13 protein-coding genes and 1 pseudogene are annotated in these 16,300 nt (G+C 63.0%); 8 read left to right on the top strand and 6 right to left on the bottom strand.

Translation table 11 applies throughout. The features are described 5' to 3' along the window. The first annotated feature begins 149 nt into the window (after positions 1-149). Positions 150-1,046: an NAD-dependent epimerase/dehydratase family protein gene (locus BN996_RS11875; protein ID WP_042662942.1), complete on the top strand. Its 897-nt coding sequence runs from the start codon at positions 150-152 to the stop codon at positions 1,044-1,046. 60 nt (positions 1,047-1,106) lie between these two features. Here BN996_RS11875 and BN996_RS11870 read toward each other — a convergent pair whose 3' ends face one another. From BN996_RS11870 to BN996_RS11860, 3 genes are all read right to left on the bottom strand, one after another. Further along, positions 1,107-1,880 (bottom strand): IclR family transcriptional regulator, encoded by a 774-nt coding sequence (locus tag BN996_RS11870; RefSeq protein WP_089779260.1) that lies wholly within the window; start codon positions 1,878-1,880, stop codon positions 1,107-1,109. 222 nt (positions 1,881-2,102) lie between these two features. Then, the gene (locus BN996_RS11865; RefSeq protein ID WP_089779258.1) at positions 2,103-2,792 is read right to left on the bottom strand and encodes a 4-carboxy-4-hydroxy-2-oxoadipate aldolase/oxaloacetate decarboxylase; all 690 of its coding nucleotides are present in this window, start codon (positions 2,790-2,792) and stop codon (positions 2,103-2,105) included. A gap of 198 nt (positions 2,793-2,990) precedes the next feature. Continuing rightward, entirely contained in the window at positions 2,991-4,001 is a 1,011-nt protein-coding gene (locus tag BN996_RS11860; protein WP_089779255.1) for a Bug family tripartite tricarboxylate transporter substrate binding protein, read from the bottom strand. A 240-nt stretch (positions 4,002-4,241) separates the two neighbouring features. Between BN996_RS11860 and BN996_RS11855 the strand changes: the two genes are divergently transcribed. After that, positions 4,242-5,285: a zinc-dependent alcohol dehydrogenase gene (locus BN996_RS11855; protein ID WP_089779253.1), complete on the top strand. Its 1,044-nt coding sequence runs from the start codon at positions 4,242-4,244 to the stop codon at positions 5,283-5,285. A gap of 249 nt (positions 5,286-5,534) precedes the next feature. Here BN996_RS11855 and BN996_RS11850 read toward each other — a convergent pair whose 3' ends face one another. Further along, complete coding sequence (locus BN996_RS11850) at positions 5,535-6,182, bottom strand: MBL fold metallo-hydrolase (protein ID WP_089779251.1); 648 nt, start codon at positions 6,180-6,182, stop codon at positions 5,535-5,537. 292 nt (positions 6,183-6,474) lie between these two features. Between BN996_RS11850 and BN996_RS11845 the strand changes: the two genes are divergently transcribed. The 5 genes and pseudogenes from BN996_RS11845 to BN996_RS20835 form a co-directional block, all read left to right on the top strand. Continuing rightward, positions 6,475-6,990 carry a tripartite tricarboxylate transporter TctB family protein gene (locus BN996_RS11845; protein WP_089779933.1) on the top strand — a complete coding sequence of 172 codons (516 nt, stop codon included), beginning with the start codon at positions 6,475-6,477 and terminating at the stop codon, positions 6,988-6,990. After that, positions 6,990-8,477, top strand: coding sequence for a tripartite tricarboxylate transporter permease (locus BN996_RS11840; protein ID WP_042662953.1), 1,488 nt, complete (start codon positions 6,990-6,992; stop codon positions 8,475-8,477). Before BN996_RS11845 ends, BN996_RS11840 begins: the two co-directional genes overlap by 1 nt. A gap of 443 nt (positions 8,478-8,920) precedes the next feature. Then, entirely contained in the window at positions 8,921-9,352 is a 432-nt protein-coding gene (locus tag BN996_RS11835) for a universal stress protein (protein ID WP_089779250.1), read from the top strand. A gap of 122 nt (positions 9,353-9,474) precedes the next feature. Beyond that, complete coding sequence (locus tag BN996_RS11830; protein WP_042662955.1) at positions 9,475-10,122, top strand: MBL fold metallo-hydrolase; 648 nt, start codon at positions 9,475-9,477, stop codon at positions 10,120-10,122. Between the two features lie 330 nt (positions 10,123-10,452). Next, a pseudogene (locus BN996_RS20835) lies at positions 10,453-11,065 on the top strand (IS6 family transposase); the annotation flags it as partial. Between the two features lie 167 nt (positions 11,066-11,232). Here BN996_RS20835 and BN996_RS11825 read toward each other — a convergent pair. Together BN996_RS11825 and BN996_RS11820 are read right to left on the bottom strand one after the other, a co-directional pair. Beyond that, positions 11,233-13,713, bottom strand: a complete 2,481-nt coding sequence (locus BN996_RS11825; protein WP_089779248.1) for an efflux RND transporter permease subunit — start codon at positions 13,711-13,713, stop codon at positions 11,233-11,235. Further along, the gene (locus BN996_RS11820; RefSeq protein WP_089779246.1) at positions 13,713-15,101 is read right to left on the bottom strand and encodes a COG1361 S-layer family protein; all 1,389 of its coding nucleotides are present in this window, start codon (positions 15,099-15,101) and stop codon (positions 13,713-13,715) included. The genes BN996_RS11825 and BN996_RS11820 overlap by 1 nt, the downstream gene beginning before the upstream one ends. Positions 15,102-15,522: 421 nt before the next feature. On the opposite strand from BN996_RS11820, the gene BN996_RS11815 reads away from it, so the two are divergent. After that, complete coding sequence (locus BN996_RS11815; protein ID WP_226908741.1) at positions 15,523-16,164, top strand: TetR/AcrR family transcriptional regulator; 642 nt, start codon at positions 15,523-15,525, stop codon at positions 16,162-16,164. Positions 16,165-16,300 lie beyond the last annotated feature (136 nt).

Genomic DNA, 16,300 nt, shown 5'->3' with positions numbered 1-16,300 from the left:
TTAATTCTGTAATCATCATGGTCTTACAGGCCAAATTCGTTTCAACGATGTCGAAACGAGAGGCGTCTGTGGCGGCGGGTTTCCGACCGAGACGAACTTACCGCCGCCACCAAGATTTAAATCGGGGAGTTCCGTATCCCTCAGTATCGATGGTTACGCAGCAAGTCCTAGTCACGGGTCCGTTCGGTGAGGCGGGCGAAGCGATTCTCAACCACCTCGCAGAACGCGACGAGTACGAGTTCACGTATCTCGACCGGACCGAACATCCGGAGTACGAGACGTTCGTCGCCGACATCGCGGATTACGAGGCCATCCGCCCGGCGTTCGACGGGCAGGACGCCGTCATCCACCTCGCCGCGCAGTCCGACGCGGGCGCGGCCTTCGAGGACATCGTCGAGCCGAACATCATGGGGACGTACAACGTCCTCAAGGCGATGGAGGACGCCGGCGTCGAGAAGCTCATCTACGCCTCCTCCCAGCGCGTGATGGGGCTGTACGAGGAGGACCTCGCGCCCGACCTCTACGAGGAGGACTACCCCAGCGAGTACGACCCGCTCCGACTCACCCACGAGACGCTCCCGAAGCCCGACGGCTACTACGGGGCCTCGAAGGTGTTCGGCGAGCACATCTGTCGGACGCACGCCCGCCGCGACGGCGCGCCGAGTCAGGTCTACTCGATTCGCATCTCCAGCGTCCGGACCGAGCGGTACGACCACCCCTACGGCGACGCGGAGCGCGGCGTCGACCGCGGCGACGAGCACAAAGTCGAGGAGGGCGAGGTGTGGGACCAGTCGCAGACGGGGTCGTGGGAGCGCGGGAGTCCCGAGTACGAGGAGATGGTCAAGCGGCTCAAGGCGACGTGGACTTCCCAGCGGGACTTCGCGCACCTGCTCGAATGCTGTCTCGAAGACGAGTCGGTCACCTACGACACGTTCTACGCCGTGAGCGGCAACAAGGCCCGCTGGTTCGATATCGACCACGCGAAGGCGGTCCTCGACTACGAACCGGCCGACGACGGCTCCGAGTGGGACAGCCCGCCCGAGTGAGACGACGAAAAACCGTCACCGCGAGCGACGGCCACGCCCGGCGGCGGTGAGATACCTCGCTCAGTACTGCTTGATTTTCAGCTCGATGATGTTCTTCTTGTTCAGGAGCGCCGGCCCGAGTTCCTCTTCGATGCGGCCGTCCTCGATGCGGCTCATCGGGCCGCTGATGCTTATCGCACCGACGGCGTCGTCCGGTTCGGAGACGATGGCGGTCCCGACGGCGCAGACACCGGGGTAGTGTTCCCCGCGATTGATGGAGTAGCCTCGGTCGCGAATCGCTTCGAGTTCCTCGTGGAGCGCCTCGCGGTCGGTGATGGTGTCGTCGGTCAGGGCCGGGAGGCCGCGGCGGTCGACGATGCGGTCGACCTCGTCCCGCGAGCGCTCCGCGAGCATCGCCTTCCCCGTCGCCGTCGAGTGGAGATAGAGGTGGTCGCCGAGCGGCGCGTCGTCGTCGATGGACTCCGGGCTCTGGGCCTTGTAGAGCTGGACGGCGAACCCGTTTTGCTCGACCGTGACGTTGGTGTGCTCGCCGGTCTGTTCTTTCAGTTCGTCGAGCTCCGGCTTGGCGACCCGGTACAGCGCCATCCCGTCGCGCATCGCCCCGCCCATCTCAAGAAACCGGAGGCTACAGCGGTACTCGCTTCCGACCTTGGCGACGTAGTCGGTGTCGACGAGCGTCGCCAGGTGGATGTGCGCCGTGCTGACCGGCATCTCCATGTCCTCGGCGGTCTCCGACAGCGTCGCGCCGTCGACCTCGCGGAGGTATCTGATGATGTCGAACGCCTGCTCGACGCTCTGTATCCGCCGCGAGCCCGACCCGGTGGAGTTCGTCATGTCCCGACCATGGGCCACCGCGTCCCTAATAGCACCGATTCGTTTCAACGATGTTGGATTTCGAGGTGGCGAACGCTTCGGCCACCGGCGTCACGTGCCGAGGCGTCGCTCGTCGTCGGTCGGGTTCTCGGGAAAAAACGCGGGCCGCGCGGATGGCATGACTGTCGGTGGGCGGACTGTTCGGAGCGTTCGCAGTCGCTGTCCGCCGCGTCTTCGGTGGCGTTACTGAATCGAGTCCTCGGGACCGACGATGGTCAGGTTCTCGAACAGTTCGTCGTAGCCGTTGAGTTCGTAGAGATACTCGCCCTCAAGGACTTCCTCGCGGACGGAGTCCTCGGCGCTGAGCTTCTCGTGGGCGCGTTCGAGGACCTCGTCGGCCCCCTCGCGGGGGATGACCGCCAGCCCGTCGTCGTCGCCGATGACGATGTCGCCGGGGTCGACGCTGACGCCGCCGACGGAGACGGTGACGTTGATGGAGCCGGGGTCCTGCTTGAGCGGTCCCTGCGGGTTGACGCCGCGGCCGTACACCGGGAACTCCATCTCGGCGATTTCCCGGCTGTCGCGGTACGCGCCGTCGATGACCAGTCCGGCGAGGCCGTTGGCCTGACACGAGGTGCACATCAGTTCGCCGACGTGGCCGGTGTCGGTGTAGCCGTCGCAGTCGATGATGAGCACGTCGCCCGGCTCGGTCAGCGTAATCGCCTTGTGGATGATGAGGTTGTCGCCGGGCGCGGCCTTCACCGTGACCGCGGTCCCGGCCATCTCGACGCCGTCGTAGGCGGGGCGAAGGCCGGCGTCCATGGTCAGTCCGATGTTGCCGGTCACGTCGGAGACGATGGTGCTCGGAATCTCCTCGAACGCCTCGACGAGTTCGCGGTCCGGTCGCTCTACGTCGGGCTCTATCGTGTGCATACCCGACCCGATGCGGACGATTCACGTTAAACTATCGGTCGGTCGAACGCTTGCGGTCCGCGTCGCGCCTCGCGGGCGCGCTTCGGGCCGGACTGCCGTCGCTCGCGGTGACGTGAGAGCCGGCGAAAGGGAGAAGGGCGCAGGTACGTGTCGCGTGGTGAGTCGGTCAGTCGCGGGGCTCGGAATTCGACTGCGGCGTTACTGCTTTTCGATGCCGAGTTCGTCGACGAGGTTGCCGTAGAACTCGTACTGCTGGTCGAGGAAGTCCTGGAGCTCGTCGGGGTCGCGTTCGACGCGGATGAAGTTGTTGTTCTCCATGAACTCCACGAACGAGTCGTCCTCGTAGACGGCGCTGTACACGTCGGCGAGCTGTTGTTTCAGCTCGTCGTCGATGCCGGCGGGCGCGAAGTGCGCGAGCCACGAACCGATGGAGATGTCGAGGCCCTGGTCAGCGAGCGTCGGCGTGTTCGGCAGCGCCTCGACCTGCTGGTCGAACGCCACGCCGAGGGCGGACAGCCCGCCGTCTTGGACCTGCGGGGCGACCTCGGCCGCGCCGACCGCGGTACAGTCGACCTCGCCGTTCACGACGGCCGTCATGGCCGGGGCGGCTCCCTCGTAGGAGATGTGCTCGACGTTGACGCCCGCCTCGCTGGCGATGCCGGCGGCCGCCATGTGCCACGACGAGCCGAACCCGGAGTTCGCCATCTGCAGGGTGTTGTCCTGCCCGTAGGTAATCCACTCGTCGAGCGTGGAGAACTCGGCGTCCTCGCTGACGACGAGCGCCGCGGGGAACTCGGTGTACTGCATGATGGGCGTGATGTCGTCGGGGCTGAGGTCGGCGATTCCGAGGTGCTCGAACAGCGCGATTTCGGGGGCCGTACAGCCGATGGTGTGGCCGTCGGGGTCGGCGTTGGCCGCCGCGTTCATCCCGACCGAGCCGGAGCCGCCGGTCTGGTTGCTGACGTTCCACGAGACTTCGGTGTGGTTCTCGGCCGCGTCGGCGACCGCGCGGCTCGTTCGGTCGGCCCCGCCCCCGGCGGACCACGGCGAGATAATCTCGACCGGGCGGGAGGGCCACTCTTGCTCTCCCGAGAGGCTGCCGAGACAGCCGGCCGAGAGCGCAACCCCACCGACGCCGGCGGCCTTGATGAAGTTCCGTCTGTTCAGCGCGCTGCGTCCACTCCGATTGCTAATGGTGTCGTCTCCCATTGTACCCGAATGTTTGAACAATCCATACAATAAGCATTGTGGTCGCTCCGAATATGGCGCGGCGGTCGATATCGCGTGCGGTCGGACGGTTCGCGCCGCCGCGAGCGCTGGGTCTGCATAGAGAGTCGCGCTCGACGGCGCGCGAGCAGACTCCGCGAGCCGCGGGTCCCCGTCGACCGACCCCGCAAGCTTCTCCCCCAAGAACGTAGATTTATACCCCGGCGGTTTTCAAGGAGATGTATGCGCGGGTTAGCCAAAACGAGCCGAGAGCCCGGAGCTATGGAACTCGTCGACGTCGAGACGCCCGAGCCGGCGTCGAACGAGGTCCTCATCGAGGTCGACTACGCCGGGCTCTGCGGGAGCGACGCGGGAATCTACAAGTTCAAGTCCGCCTTCGAGCGGATGGAGATGCCGACCATCATCGGCCACGAGTACACCGGCCGCGTGGTCGAACGCGGCGACGACGCCACCCGGTTTTCCGTCGGTGAGCGCGTGGTCGAGCGGCCGATTCGCGGCTGCGGCGAGTGTTTCCAGTGCCAACTCGGCGAGGAGAGCATCTGTCAGGACGCGGTACTGACCGGCATCGACCTCGACGGGGCGTACGCCGGCTACATCGCCGTCCCCGAGTCGGCGCTCCAGACGGTCCCGTCGAACGTCGAACCGAGACACGCGGCGCTCGTCGAGCCGACGGCGATCTGCACGCGCGCGGTCATCCGGAACTCTCGCGTCAAGGCCGGCGACCGAGTGCTCGTCGCCGGCCCGGGGCCCATCGGATTGCTCTGCGCGCAGGTGGCTGCCTCGCAGGGCGCGGAAGTCGTCGTCGCGGGCGTGGGTCGGGACACGAACTACCGACTGCCGCTCGCGGAGGAGCTCGGCTACCCCGCGGTCAACATCGAAGAAGACGGCCTGACCGCCACCCAGCGCGACCTGACCGGCGGCGTCGGCTTCGACGTGGTGTTCGACACGACCGGCCACCCGTCGGGACTGCCGATGGCGGTCGAGCAGGTCCGCAAGGGCGGCCAGATCGTCCTCGTCGGTCAGACCGGCGAGACCACGATGGAGTACACGCCGCTCGTCCGCGCGGAGGTCGACCTCCAGTGTACCTACGGCGCGACCTTCGAGGACTTCGAGCGGGCGTTCCGACTCATCGGCTCGGGCGACGTGGACCACGCCACGTTCCTCGACGACCGGTTCCGGCTCACCGAGTCCGAAGACGCCTTCGAGGCGTTCCTCTCCGGCGAGACCTGCAAGCCGGTGTTCGACGTTTCGGTCCTTCGGGACTGACGCGACCGCTTTCGTCTCGCTCGCAGTCACCCTCAGCGACGGTTCGACTTTCTGCGACAGTTCGACTCTCAGCCACGGCTCGTTTCACAGCCGGAGCATCGCGGCCGCAGTTCCTCCACCGCTCGCCTGACTCTCCGCCGGTCCGGATTCAGCGCGGCCGCTCCGCGGTCGGTCGTCGGAAAAGCATGCCGTTGGTGGGCTATCGAGGTGGGTGACGCCGCCGGCGTCGCTCGGTTCGACGGGGCGTGGTCACTCCGGCCGGGGGTCCCACTCGCGCTCGACGAGGAAGTCGTCGAGTTTGCCCTTGGGGTCCTCGAAGACGTGCGAGCCGTGGAAGACGAGAAGCGTCTCGAAGTCGTACTGCAGGAGGTCGTAGAGGTTGATTTCGGCGGCCTCGTGGTCGTCGTTGAACAGCGCCGGCGGCGGGAGGAGATACCCCGCGGGGAGGCCCGCGCGGTCGGCCCCGTCGAGGGCGTCCCCGGAGATGAGGATGCCGCGGTCTTCGAGCAGGAGCGCCGACGTCGCCTTCGTGTGGCCCGGCACCTCGATGACGCGGATGTTCCCGTCGAGCACGTCGCCGTCGGTGAACGTCACGTCCGGTTCGTAGTCGATGGCCTCGTGGAGCTTCGACTCGTTGGCCGACGCGACGAGTTCGGGGTCGAACGCCTCCATCACCGACGGGAGGCCGCCGTGGTGGCCGTGGTCGCCGTGGGTGATGATGACGCGGTCGACGCCGCCGTACTCCCGCTCCAGAACCTCGACTAACTCGTCGCCGTCCTCGTCGAAGCCCGTGTCGACGAGCGTCGTCTTCCCCGCCGGCGTGTCCTTCAGGACGAGGACCCGGACGTGTTCGAACTGAATCTGGTCGATACCCTCGGTGACGCTGCTAACACTCATTCCGGTGGAACAGTAGTTCGCAGCGCTGGTTAATTCTATCGATGGACGCGAAACGCGGCGTCGCCGTCGACGAACGTATCTGATTCGTGACTGTTCCGGCCGGCGGCCGCGACCCGTCCGTTGGCGGCTTTCCGTCGGTGGGAGCCGGTCCCGAGCGTAACGGGATGGTCACTTCGACCACAGCTCGTCGTTCGTGTCGAAATCGTGACTTTCAGCGCCGAACGGGCGCGGAAAGACCAATATGTTTATTACACACGATTGCTTGGTATCATACCACGAGGCAGAACAAATAATGGTGATTCAGAAAGTCGGGGCCGCCCTTGATAGAATCGGCTTGGAGAGCGTTCGTTCAAGTCCGCTGTCAGTCTTCTTCATCCTGTTTTCGGTCGTCGTCATTTTCTTCGCGAGCCGGTTCCCGTCGGGGGACGGCGTCGGGCCGTCGTTCTTCCCGATAGCGGTGTCGGTCGGCATCATCTTGTTCGCGGGTATCGACGTACTGACCGGTTCCGAGACGGAACTCGAAATCTCGGAGTTCGACTTCAGGCCGGCGGCCGCCGTCGCGGCGTTCCTCGTCGGATACGTCCTGTTGATGCCGGTTTTGGGGTTCCTCGTGTCGACCATGCTGTTCATGCCGGTCGTCCTCTACTACTCGAACATCCGGTCGAAACTGCTGGGTGCGGCGCTATCGATTGGATTCCCGATCGCGCTGTTCTACATCTTCGCCCGGATTTTCCTCGTGCGCCTGCCTGAAGGGGTTATCCCGGTGTCACGGCTGCTGCCGCAGCTTCCGCTGGTGGTGACCTTCTGATGGTCGTCGAATACATCACCCAGGCGCTCGTCAACCTCGCCGACCCGTTCGTCCTCCTGCTCATGGTCGGCGGGATACTCCTCGGCATCCTCATGGGCTCGATTCCGGGGATGACCGCGACGATGACCATCGCGGTCCTGCTGTCGTTCACCTTCACGATGGAGCCGAGTCAGGGGATGATTCTCCTGTTGGGCATCTACGGCGGCGCGGTCTACGCGGGGTCGATTCCGGCGATTCTCATCCGCACGCCGGGCACCCCGTCCGCGGCGGCGACCATCTTCGACGGCCACCCGCTCTCCCAGAAGGGCGAGGCGGGTCGTGCGATTCGCGTGAGCACCATCGCGTCGTTCGTCGGCGGCGTCATCAGCGTCTTCGCGCTGATGTTCTTCTCGCCGGTCATCGCCGACGCCGCCCTCCGGTTCCGGTCCCCGGAGTTCTTCGCGCTCGCCTTCTTCGGACTGACCATCATCGCCAGCGTGAGCGGCGACTCGCTCACGAAGGGCATGGTCTCGGGGCTGCTCGGGATGCTCGTCGCGACGGTCGGTATCGACCCCGTGACCGGCTTCCACCGCTTCACGTTCGACGTCCCCGAACTGCTCACCGGCGTCGAGTTCATCGCGGTCATGATCGGCCTGTTCGGCATCGCCGAGGGGCTCCGCAAGTACTCCCAAGGCATCAACAGCGGGAACGACCGCGTCGACCAGGAGATAACCGGCGTGTTCCCCTCGCTTTCCGACCTGCGGTCCATCGCGCCGGTCAGCGTCGGGTCGGGCATTCTCGGCTCGTTCATCGGCGCGATTCCCGGTGCGGGCGGCGACATCGCGGCGTTCATCACGTACAACGAGGCCACCCGCTGGCTCAAAGACAGCGTCCCGTCGTTCGGCGAGGGGAACATCCGCGGCGTCGCGGCCGCCGAGTCCGGGAACAACGCGAGCACCGGCGGCGCGCTGATTCCGACGCTGACGCTCGGCATCCCGGGCGACTCCGTCTCCGCCATCCTCATCGGCGCGCTGTTGGTCCACGACGTGAACCCCGGTCCGGGCCTGTACCAAGAGGAGCCGGTCCTGCTGTACACTATCTTCGTCGGGTTCCTCCTCATCTACGTGTTCATCCTCATCTTCGGCATGCTCGGCGCGAACTACTGGGCGCGGCTCATCAACATCCCGAAGTCCCACATCTGGCCCGTCATCCTCGTGCTGTGTGTCATCGGAGCCATCGCCCTCCGCGGCAACGTGTTCGACGCGTGGATTATGCTCGGCGCGGGCGTGTTGGGCTACGCGATGCGGCTCCGTGGCTACCCGCTGGCCCCGATGGTGCTCGGGCTCATCCTCGCACCCATCGCGGAGGAGAATCTCCGTCGGTCACTCGTCCTCTCGGGCGGCTCGCCGACCATCTTCCTCACGAGCCCCATCGCCCTCGTCATCATCCTGCTCGGTCTGGGCGCGATTGCGCTGCCCGCCGTGCGCTCGATTCGCGCTAACGCGTAACGCCGCTTCCGTCCCCGCCGCTTTTCTCACGCCGCGTTCGGTCCGCCGTCTGGTTTCCTCTCGTAGTTCTCACCCGAGTTGGGAACCGACTGCCCGGCGTTATCGACGCTCACGGCGCTTCGACGGCTAGCAACGCGAGCGCTCGGAGTCGATACCGGAGCGGGCCACTCGAACTGAGCGGCTGTGTTCCGAGGATGTTGAAATACAGTGATAATTTTCTACTAGTGGGATGCGAAATTACAGGCATAGAGATGTAACGAAAATGGGGCGATTTCGGTCGAATTACGACATCATTGAAAGGTGTGCCCGTCCGACGGTCGACGCCGCGTGTTGGCGGGGGGGACGGCCGTCGAAACGGCGAATCGCGTCGACGCGGCGCTCGGCGGTCGCTTCGAGTGGGATTCGGCGAAACGATATTATATCCCACCGTGGTACACACGGGTATGGTCGTTGTTGCAGCGGTCGACCGTTCAGGTCGGTCATCACACGTTGTCGCGGAAGCCGCATCGCTGGCGGCGGCGTTCGACGAACCGGTCCACGTCGTCCACGCGCTGACCCGCTCGGAGTTCGTCGACCTCGGGCTGACGAGCGCGCAGGCCGAAGCGCCGAAGGACATGGAACAGATTCGGTCGGCCGCCGCCGAGATGGCCGAAGACTCGGTATCGGGGCTGGACGTCCCGTCCGAGACGGTGGGGCTGGTCGGCAGCCCGGCCGACGAAGTCATCGAGTACGCCGAAGCCCAGGACGCGAGCTACATCGTGGTGAGCCCGCGACGCCGCTCGCGCACCGGAAAGATGCTGTTCGGGAGCGTCGCCCAGTCGATTCTCCTGAACGCGCCGTGTCCGGTCGTTTCGACGCTCGCCGACGAGGAGTAGCGTCGCTCCGGGGCGATTCGCCGACCGGCCGCCGCTCGGTGCCGACTGTCGGACGCCCGTTACACGCGGCTGAGAACGCGCGTTTCCCTTTTTAACGCCGCTCGTCGTAGCGTCGACCGCACATGACCGTGACAGCAGTCGCAGACGGAGTGTACACGATACAGTTCGACCACGTCCGCGTGTTCGTCATCGAAGACCGGCCGACCGGCACGACCACGCTGGTCGACGCGGCGTTCCCCGACGACGCCGAGGAGTTGGTGTCCGCGCTGGACTCGGAGTTCGGCGGCGTCGACCGACTCGTCGTCACCCACGGCGACGAGGGACACTTCGGCGGGACCCCCGCCGTGCTGGACGCGTTCGACCCCGAACTGCTCGTCCCCGGCGGCGCGAAGGGATTCTACGACGCGCTCGACGTCGAGGCCGACCGCCACTTCCGCCACGACGACGCGCTCGACGGCGGGATTCGAATCGTGCAGGTCCCGGGGCACACGGTCGCAAACAGCGGCCTGCTCTTGGAGGACGACGGCGTGTTCATCGCCGGCGACGTGGTCGAGGGGTCGGACCGCCGCGGCCTCCCGCCGGGGTACCTCGTCCCGCCGGCGGCGCAGTTCAACGACCTGAGCCACGAGGAAGCCGAGCGAAACCTCGTCAAACTGTTCGACTACGACATCGAGACGGTCCTCGTGAGCCACGGCACGCACGTCGAGGAGGACCCGCTCGGGAAGTTGGACGACTGGCTCATCGACCGCCAGTGGACGCTGTCGTACTGAGCCGTTTCGAGTCGGTTGGCGACGCGCCCGACGGGCCGCCGCGGAGACGCACAGCTAGCGGCGATTCGAGAGCCGGCACTGTCTGGTTAAGTCAGTTTGAGAAACGGGCCGGTCGTTGAGATAATTCGGGATGAAGTCCGCAGACCCGCTCAGCCAGCGCTTTGCGGCAGGTTCTGAAGAAACCGAGCGCGTGAGTTGACGGCGACGCGACGAGACGCGCAGCGTCTCGTTTGCCCACCAGAAATCAAAGATTTCTGGGGACGTCCCAGACTCGCAGAGCGGGTTTGTGGGCTCGAAAGACGCACTGCGTCTTTCGGACGTTCACGAGCGCAAAGCTCTCGTGCGCCCGTTAGGGCGTTCGACGCCCGGCTCCGGACGACTAACTGTCCGCTTAAAGAACAACAGAGACTCTCCGGATACTTGGCGTTCAACGCTCTCACCAAGTCGTCTGGAAGTTCACATGTCGGCTGGCTGTTAGTGGTCACAACCCGCCTGAGACGAAACCGAAACGGATTGCGGTCGACGAGGCCGCTGTCAAAATCAGTGGCGAGTGGTATTGTTCATTTAACACAATAAAAATCGGGACAACCCCGATTTTTGACGTCGAATCGTTCGGACGAACTAGTGCTGATCCGACTGCAGCGTTTCTCCATCGGTTCTCTGAGAAATACGGCCTCTAAGGCGCTGTACTCTCCGTTGACGGCTACGGTTATCCGACTGTGATCTCTCGATTAGGATTGAGCGGTCGGCTTGACGACGTTGAGCGAAACCTCGCCGGAACGTGGTTTCACACCCGCTAAATCCGAGTCGAACGCTTCTGTGATACCTCGGTGGTCAGTCGCGCGGTCGCCTGCGGTGTTCTTGTCTTATATATTCAATACTGTGTGTCCAACGACCGCATCAATCGCTCGACGGAAGAACACCGGTCGAAGGTCACAACTAGACAGTGCCAGCGGGCGAAACGTGTTAGGTTTCTCATTGACATCCCCCCGCCCTGAAGGACGGGGTTTTAGCCTCGAATCTTTCATAACCACAGTGGGACTCCGACGAGCGCGCCGACGCTCGACCACGCCACCAGCGGCGCGAAATTGTGACCGTCGTTCGTCCGCTTTACATCGCTGGACGGAGACGCGCCAACAGGTCGAGATCCCATTGCTGTGTTCGTTCCCAGAGCAACACTGCGGGCGGGAGTGCGATCACCGCCGCCAGGAACGAATAGGTGACACTCAGGCCGATTAGGACGCCGAAGTTGCCGAGAATCGGGGTGATGGCGAGCGCGAGCGCGCCGGTCCCCAGCGCGGTCGTCAGCATACTGCCGAACAGCGCGCCTCCCGTTCCGGTCAGCGTGATCATCATCGCTTCGTGCGCGCCCGTCGTCGCGTCGTACTCGTCGATGAAGCGATGGGTCGTGTGTACCGAATAGGCGATACCGACCCCGACCGAGATGGAGAGAATCGTCGCGGTCAGCGCGTTCAGCGTGATGTCCAGATACCGCATCGTCCCGAGCAAGAACGCGATGGCGATCAGTATCGGGAAGACGTTAACCACGCCGAGGAGCGGTTTGCGCTCCAGGATTCCGTATATCGCCACGAGGAATGCGGCGGTCAGCACGACTGCGAGGACGAGTCCCTGAATCGCCGACTGGAAGATGCGGTCCATCACCGCCGCACGGACGACGATATCTCCCGTGGACGTCGCTTTAAACTGGAACGTGTCTGCCAACTCGTCCCCACCGGTCGTCACCGCTGTCTGTGAGGCATCGGAGTCGGTCTGATATTCGACCAGCCCGGACCGGTAGTCTTCAGTGAGGTACTGTTCGGCCCGCCCGCTCGCCGAGGATGCGAACAGTTCGTCGTAAATTCGTTCGAGATTCTGGTCGGGTATCCCGTTATCGTTCTGGTCGTTCCGAGCGACTAAGGCGGCGAACTCTTCGTCTTGATCCGCGTGGGATTGAATGACGGTCACGATGCTCTGTGCCTGTGCTTGCCCACCGGGTCCAACTGCGAACGACTCCGGGGGGTTGTCGTTCGGAGCTACGAGGGTTTCGAGCGCGTGATCTTCCTTGAAGTTTCCTTCGGCATATATTTTCACGGTACTCCCCTGACTGCTCCCGAACTTATCATCGAGCAAGTTGATCGTTGACGTGATCGTGTACTCGCCTGGCGCGAACGGTTCAGGCAAGCCCGTGACGTAGGCCGGGAGCTCCTCGGGCGGGAGGAAGTCCTCGTTTTCGAACGAGGTGCCGACGCCGGCCCCGTACGCGCCCATGGCGACACTTGACAGGACTAGTCCCAAGACGATTACCGTCGGTGCGTGCTGGCTCACCCGTGCGGGGAACGCTAACACCCGTCCGAGGGCTGAGTCCTCGGACGCTATCGGGGACGAGTTGAACTCCGGGACGCCGAGACGCGTGCGCACGTTATCGCACACCAACTTGGCTGCGGGTAGAAACAGCCCGAAGATGAAGAACGTAAACAGGATACCGACCGCTGACGCGATGCCCAAATTCCGAATCGGCGTCAGGTCAGAGATGACGTTTGCACCGAATCCGAACACCGCAGTCACGGTGACGATGACGAACGCGATCAGGAGCTGGGCGTTCGCTTCTCGCATCGCTTCGACCGCTTCGAACCCGCGTTCCGTCTCCTCTCGGTAGCGGTTGATGATGTGGATCCCGAAGTCGACGCCGACCGCAAGCAGTAACACCGGGACCGAAATCATCTGCTGGCTGAACGGAATCCCCGAATACCCGAGGAACCCAAACGTCCAGATGATCGTCATCACGAGCGCGACCAGTCCCAACAGGACGTCTATCGGGTCACGGTATGCGACCACCAAGAAGAACAGTAACAGTAGAATCACGACGGGCATCACAATCAGGAGCGAGTCCTGCACAGACTGCGAGATCTCTGTTTCGGTCGTCCCTGACCCGAACGCACGAACGTCGCCCGGCGTATCGTCAGCGACCGCTTGAAGGTCCGTCTGGACGGCAGTCAGGTCGTCATCACCGAAGCTCCCGGGGAAGTCATGCGAAATCGTCGTAATTGACGCAGACGCGGAGACGCTGGTCGGATTGAAATCGTTCGACACTACTCCGGCAAATCGGGGTCCATCTCGGAGTTCTCGAACTGCCTGTCTGATTTCGGACGGAGTCGCACGTTCGAGCGTTCGCCGATGTTCTGCCGGCGTCGTCGCCGACGGGTTGAGATGCTGCGCAATGATTGGAGCCGGGCCACGAGCCGATTCCATCCGGAACTCGTCGCGTTCGGCAACGCGTTCGAGCAGGCGAGCGTCACGGACGAGTGCCTCCTTCGTCAGGACGTTGCTGTTCGTCCGAATGAGTTGCGTCGTCGTCTGGGCATCCGTCTGGAACGGCTCCTCGAAGTTCTGCTCGACCTCTTCGAGGGTCGCCTGTTCGGGTAAGTCATCCGTGAACGCGTCAAGCCCGCCCGCGCTCATCTGTACAGACCCTAACCCGCCGATGAACACGCCCGTGAGCAGCAAAAAGGCGATGACAACTACGCGCGGGCGGTCCACGATTGTCGTGTTGAGTCGTTCTGTCGCCGTTTCAATCCTCTCAGCCAGTGGCATTACTTACGCCTCCAGTAGACGACTGCGACACCGCCTGCGACAACCACCCCCAATCCTACGATGAGCGTGATGGGCGACACGCCGCTGTTCTGCGGTTTGACAGCGTCCAGCGGCTTTCTGAACGTGTCGGTGAGATGGGTGCTGCCGTCGCTGTCCGTATACCGGAAGTCGAACGAAATCGGATACGTGCTTCCCGCCGTTGCAGCGGACGCCGCAGTCACTTCGAACGCCAGCGTCGTGGACTCACCGGGCTCTAAGGTCTCGATATAACTCGTGTCCGAGGCCCCGGCGCTGAGGGGGTCGTCGGCGAACAGCCGCGCTTCGACGTCGGTGACCGTCTCGTTGAGGTTGTTCGTCACTTCGACGGTGACGACCCGCGATTTACCCACGGTGATCGTCCGGTCGGAAACCGCGAGTCCGAATTCGTCTCGGTCCGGGCCGATAGTCGCCAGGAGGTCGAGTTTGTCGTAGGTCCGCCGATCTCCGTCGCCGTCACGATACCGAACCTCGACGTTGAGTAATTTGTCGCCGACCTCTGCCTCACTCGTAACTTCCATCGGGAGTCGGAAGGACTTGGATTCGCCCGGAGCGAGCGACCCGACGGCGGTGGAATCCTCGCTCGGGACGACGGATGCCGGATTGTCCACCGGCCGAATCGTCACGCTTCGTACCGTGTTGGGGCCGGTGTTCTCGACTGTGCCGACGATCTCTCCGTCTTCGCCCACTCGGAGCGACGAGGACACGTCCGAGAAGGCGAACGACTGTGCGGGGAGCGATTCGACAGTGGTCGTGATCGGGTCGGACGTACGACTAATGCCGTCGGTGTCGTCGTAATTGACCACCAGATCCACCGCGTATGCGCGCACTGCCGAGTTGGACTCTAGCGCGGCACTGTACGTGACCGTCCGGTTTTCGCCCGGCTCCCAGTCGCCGACGGACGCCGTCGAGGACGTGTCGCCGGACTCGAACGTCAGGGAGCTACTCTTTGACTCTGCGTTCACACTCGCGGCTTTCGCAACTTCCGAGCCGGTGTTCCTAAGCGTGACCGAGATATCGTTATCGTCGCCGACTTGGGCCGTCGCGTTTGTCTCGATGACCTCGAACCGAGCGTCGTCCTTGATCTGAATCGTTATCGAGCCGGTCTGCGTTCGCGTGGAATCGGTTCCTTCGGTGGTTCCGCTGGGACCGTACCGAAGTTGGCGGGTGTACGAGTACTCGTAGGTGACGGGAATCTGATAGGTCCCCGGCTCGGCGTCTTCCGGAACCGTGACCGAGACTGTCTTCTCCGTGCTTCCAGTCGGGAAGTTCCCGATAGAAACCTGTCCGGTTTGGACGTTGATTGGTGCGTCTTCGTCGTCTACTTCGAACGTCAATCCCCTCGCAGTCATCACCTCCTCTTCGTACTGCGATGGACCGTGTTCGATAATCAGTCCGCGGTTGACAACCGAGATTGTGAGCTCGTCAGTCGTGCCAGCTGAAAGCGTCCCAGACGAAGTTGCAAACGTGATATCCGGGTTCCCAACGATGTCTCCGGACTGTGATGTCTGAGCGGTCGCAACAGTGGGGACCGCACCAGCGATGAACCCCACGACGAGAACGGCGGTGAGCGCGATGGCCAGCGGCCGCGAGCTACGAAGTGTATCCTGTATCATTCTGACCCTTATTGAGTACTTAGTCAAATCCGTGGCGGGGAGATTAATGTGTCGGTTCAGGTCAACAGCGTGCGTGACTCTGACGCGGAGACCCCGCGTAGATGGCAGATAGATAGTCTTCAGCGACCATCATTCGAAGAGGGTAACCGCTAATTAGGTGGAGGGGCAACTCGACAGCATGGACAAACGGGCCCCTCTTTTTGTCGACGAGCCTGACGATACCAAGACGGAGATATTGAAAGCGACGTTTGACGCCCTTGCCGAGCACGGATATGCCAATCTGACGATCGACCGAATCAGTCAGCACTTTTCCAAGTCAGAGGGGTTGGTCTTCTACCATTACGATGGAAAAGACGACGTTCTTTTGGACCTTCTCAACTACTTACTTTCTCGATTTAGACAGGTCGGGATGCCCGTCTCTGACGATGGAGACCCGGAAACCAGACTTCGGAGCCTCTTTGACCAAGTTATCCCCGAGCCCGACGAGCAACAAATCCGAGATTACGAAACGGTACTGACGGAGTTGCGAATGCGGGCCGCACAAGACGAAGCGTTCCAAGAGTGCTTCAATCAGTCTCAAGACATTTTCCGCGAAACGATACGGGAGATACTGCAGGACGGTATCGAATCTGGCGATTTCAGGGAGATGGATCCGGAGTTAGTCGCGAATTTTCTGGTAACGCTCGTGAGCGGGCGGACGTTTGAACGGGTGACGACAGGTATCTCTCGCCCCATCCAGTCAGAGCTGGATAACTATATCAAATACAGGCTCTTGGCAGACGCGGAAGACAACGTCTGAGAACGTGGGAAGACAGCTCTCCCACTGTTCACCCCTTAACTAGACGGTGCCCCGAGAACCCGATAGATAATAATCGCAGATATACTAGAAAATGGATAGTTCCGTATCGCGGAATTGGCCCGATTAACGGTTCGAA

The organism is Haloferax massiliensis, from assembly GCF_001368915.1.
Lineage (GTDB): Archaea > Halobacteriota > Halobacteria > Halobacteriales > Haloferacaceae > Haloferax > Haloferax massiliensis.
Note: the sequence above shows the minus strand (reverse complement) of the source record. Positions and strands in the feature narration are given on the sequence as shown.

Bases quoted from the DNA above. Each gene is read 5' to 3' on its own strand.
- BN996_RS11875 (WP_042662942.1), top strand. From the start codon at position 150: ATGGTTACGCAGCAAGTCCTAGTCACGGGTCCGTTCGGTGAGGCGGGC.
- BN996_RS11870 (WP_089779260.1), bottom strand. From the start codon at position 1,880: ATGACGAACTCCACCGGGTCGGGCTCGCGGCGGATACAGAGCGTCGAG.
- BN996_RS11865 (WP_089779258.1), bottom strand. From the start codon at position 2,792: ATGCACACGATAGAGCCCGACGTAGAGCGACCGGACCGCGAACTCGTC.
- BN996_RS11860 (WP_089779255.1), bottom strand. From the start codon at position 4,001: ATGGGAGACGACACCATTAGCAATCGGAGTGGACGCAGCGCGCTGAAC.
- BN996_RS11855 (WP_089779253.1), top strand. From the start codon at position 4,242: ATGCGCGGGTTAGCCAAAACGAGCCGAGAGCCCGGAGCTATGGAACTC.
- BN996_RS11850 (WP_089779251.1), bottom strand. From the start codon at position 6,182: ATGAGTGTTAGCAGCGTCACCGAGGGTATCGACCAGATTCAGTTCGAA.
- BN996_RS11845 (WP_089779933.1), top strand. From the start codon at position 6,475: ATGGTGATTCAGAAAGTCGGGGCCGCCCTTGATAGAATCGGCTTGGAG.
- BN996_RS11840 (WP_042662953.1), top strand. From the start codon at position 6,990: ATGGTCGTCGAATACATCACCCAGGCGCTCGTCAACCTCGCCGACCCG.
- BN996_RS11835 (WP_089779250.1), top strand. From the start codon at position 8,921: ATGGTCGTTGTTGCAGCGGTCGACCGTTCAGGTCGGTCATCACACGTT.
- BN996_RS11830 (WP_042662955.1), top strand. From the start codon at position 9,475: ATGACCGTGACAGCAGTCGCAGACGGAGTGTACACGATACAGTTCGAC.
- BN996_RS11825 (WP_089779248.1), bottom strand. From the start codon at position 13,713: ATGCCACTGGCTGAGAGGATTGAAACGGCGACAGAACGACTCAACACG.
- BN996_RS11820 (WP_089779246.1), bottom strand. From the start codon at position 15,101: ATGACTGCGAGGGGATTGACGTTCGAAGTAGACGACGAAGACGCACCA.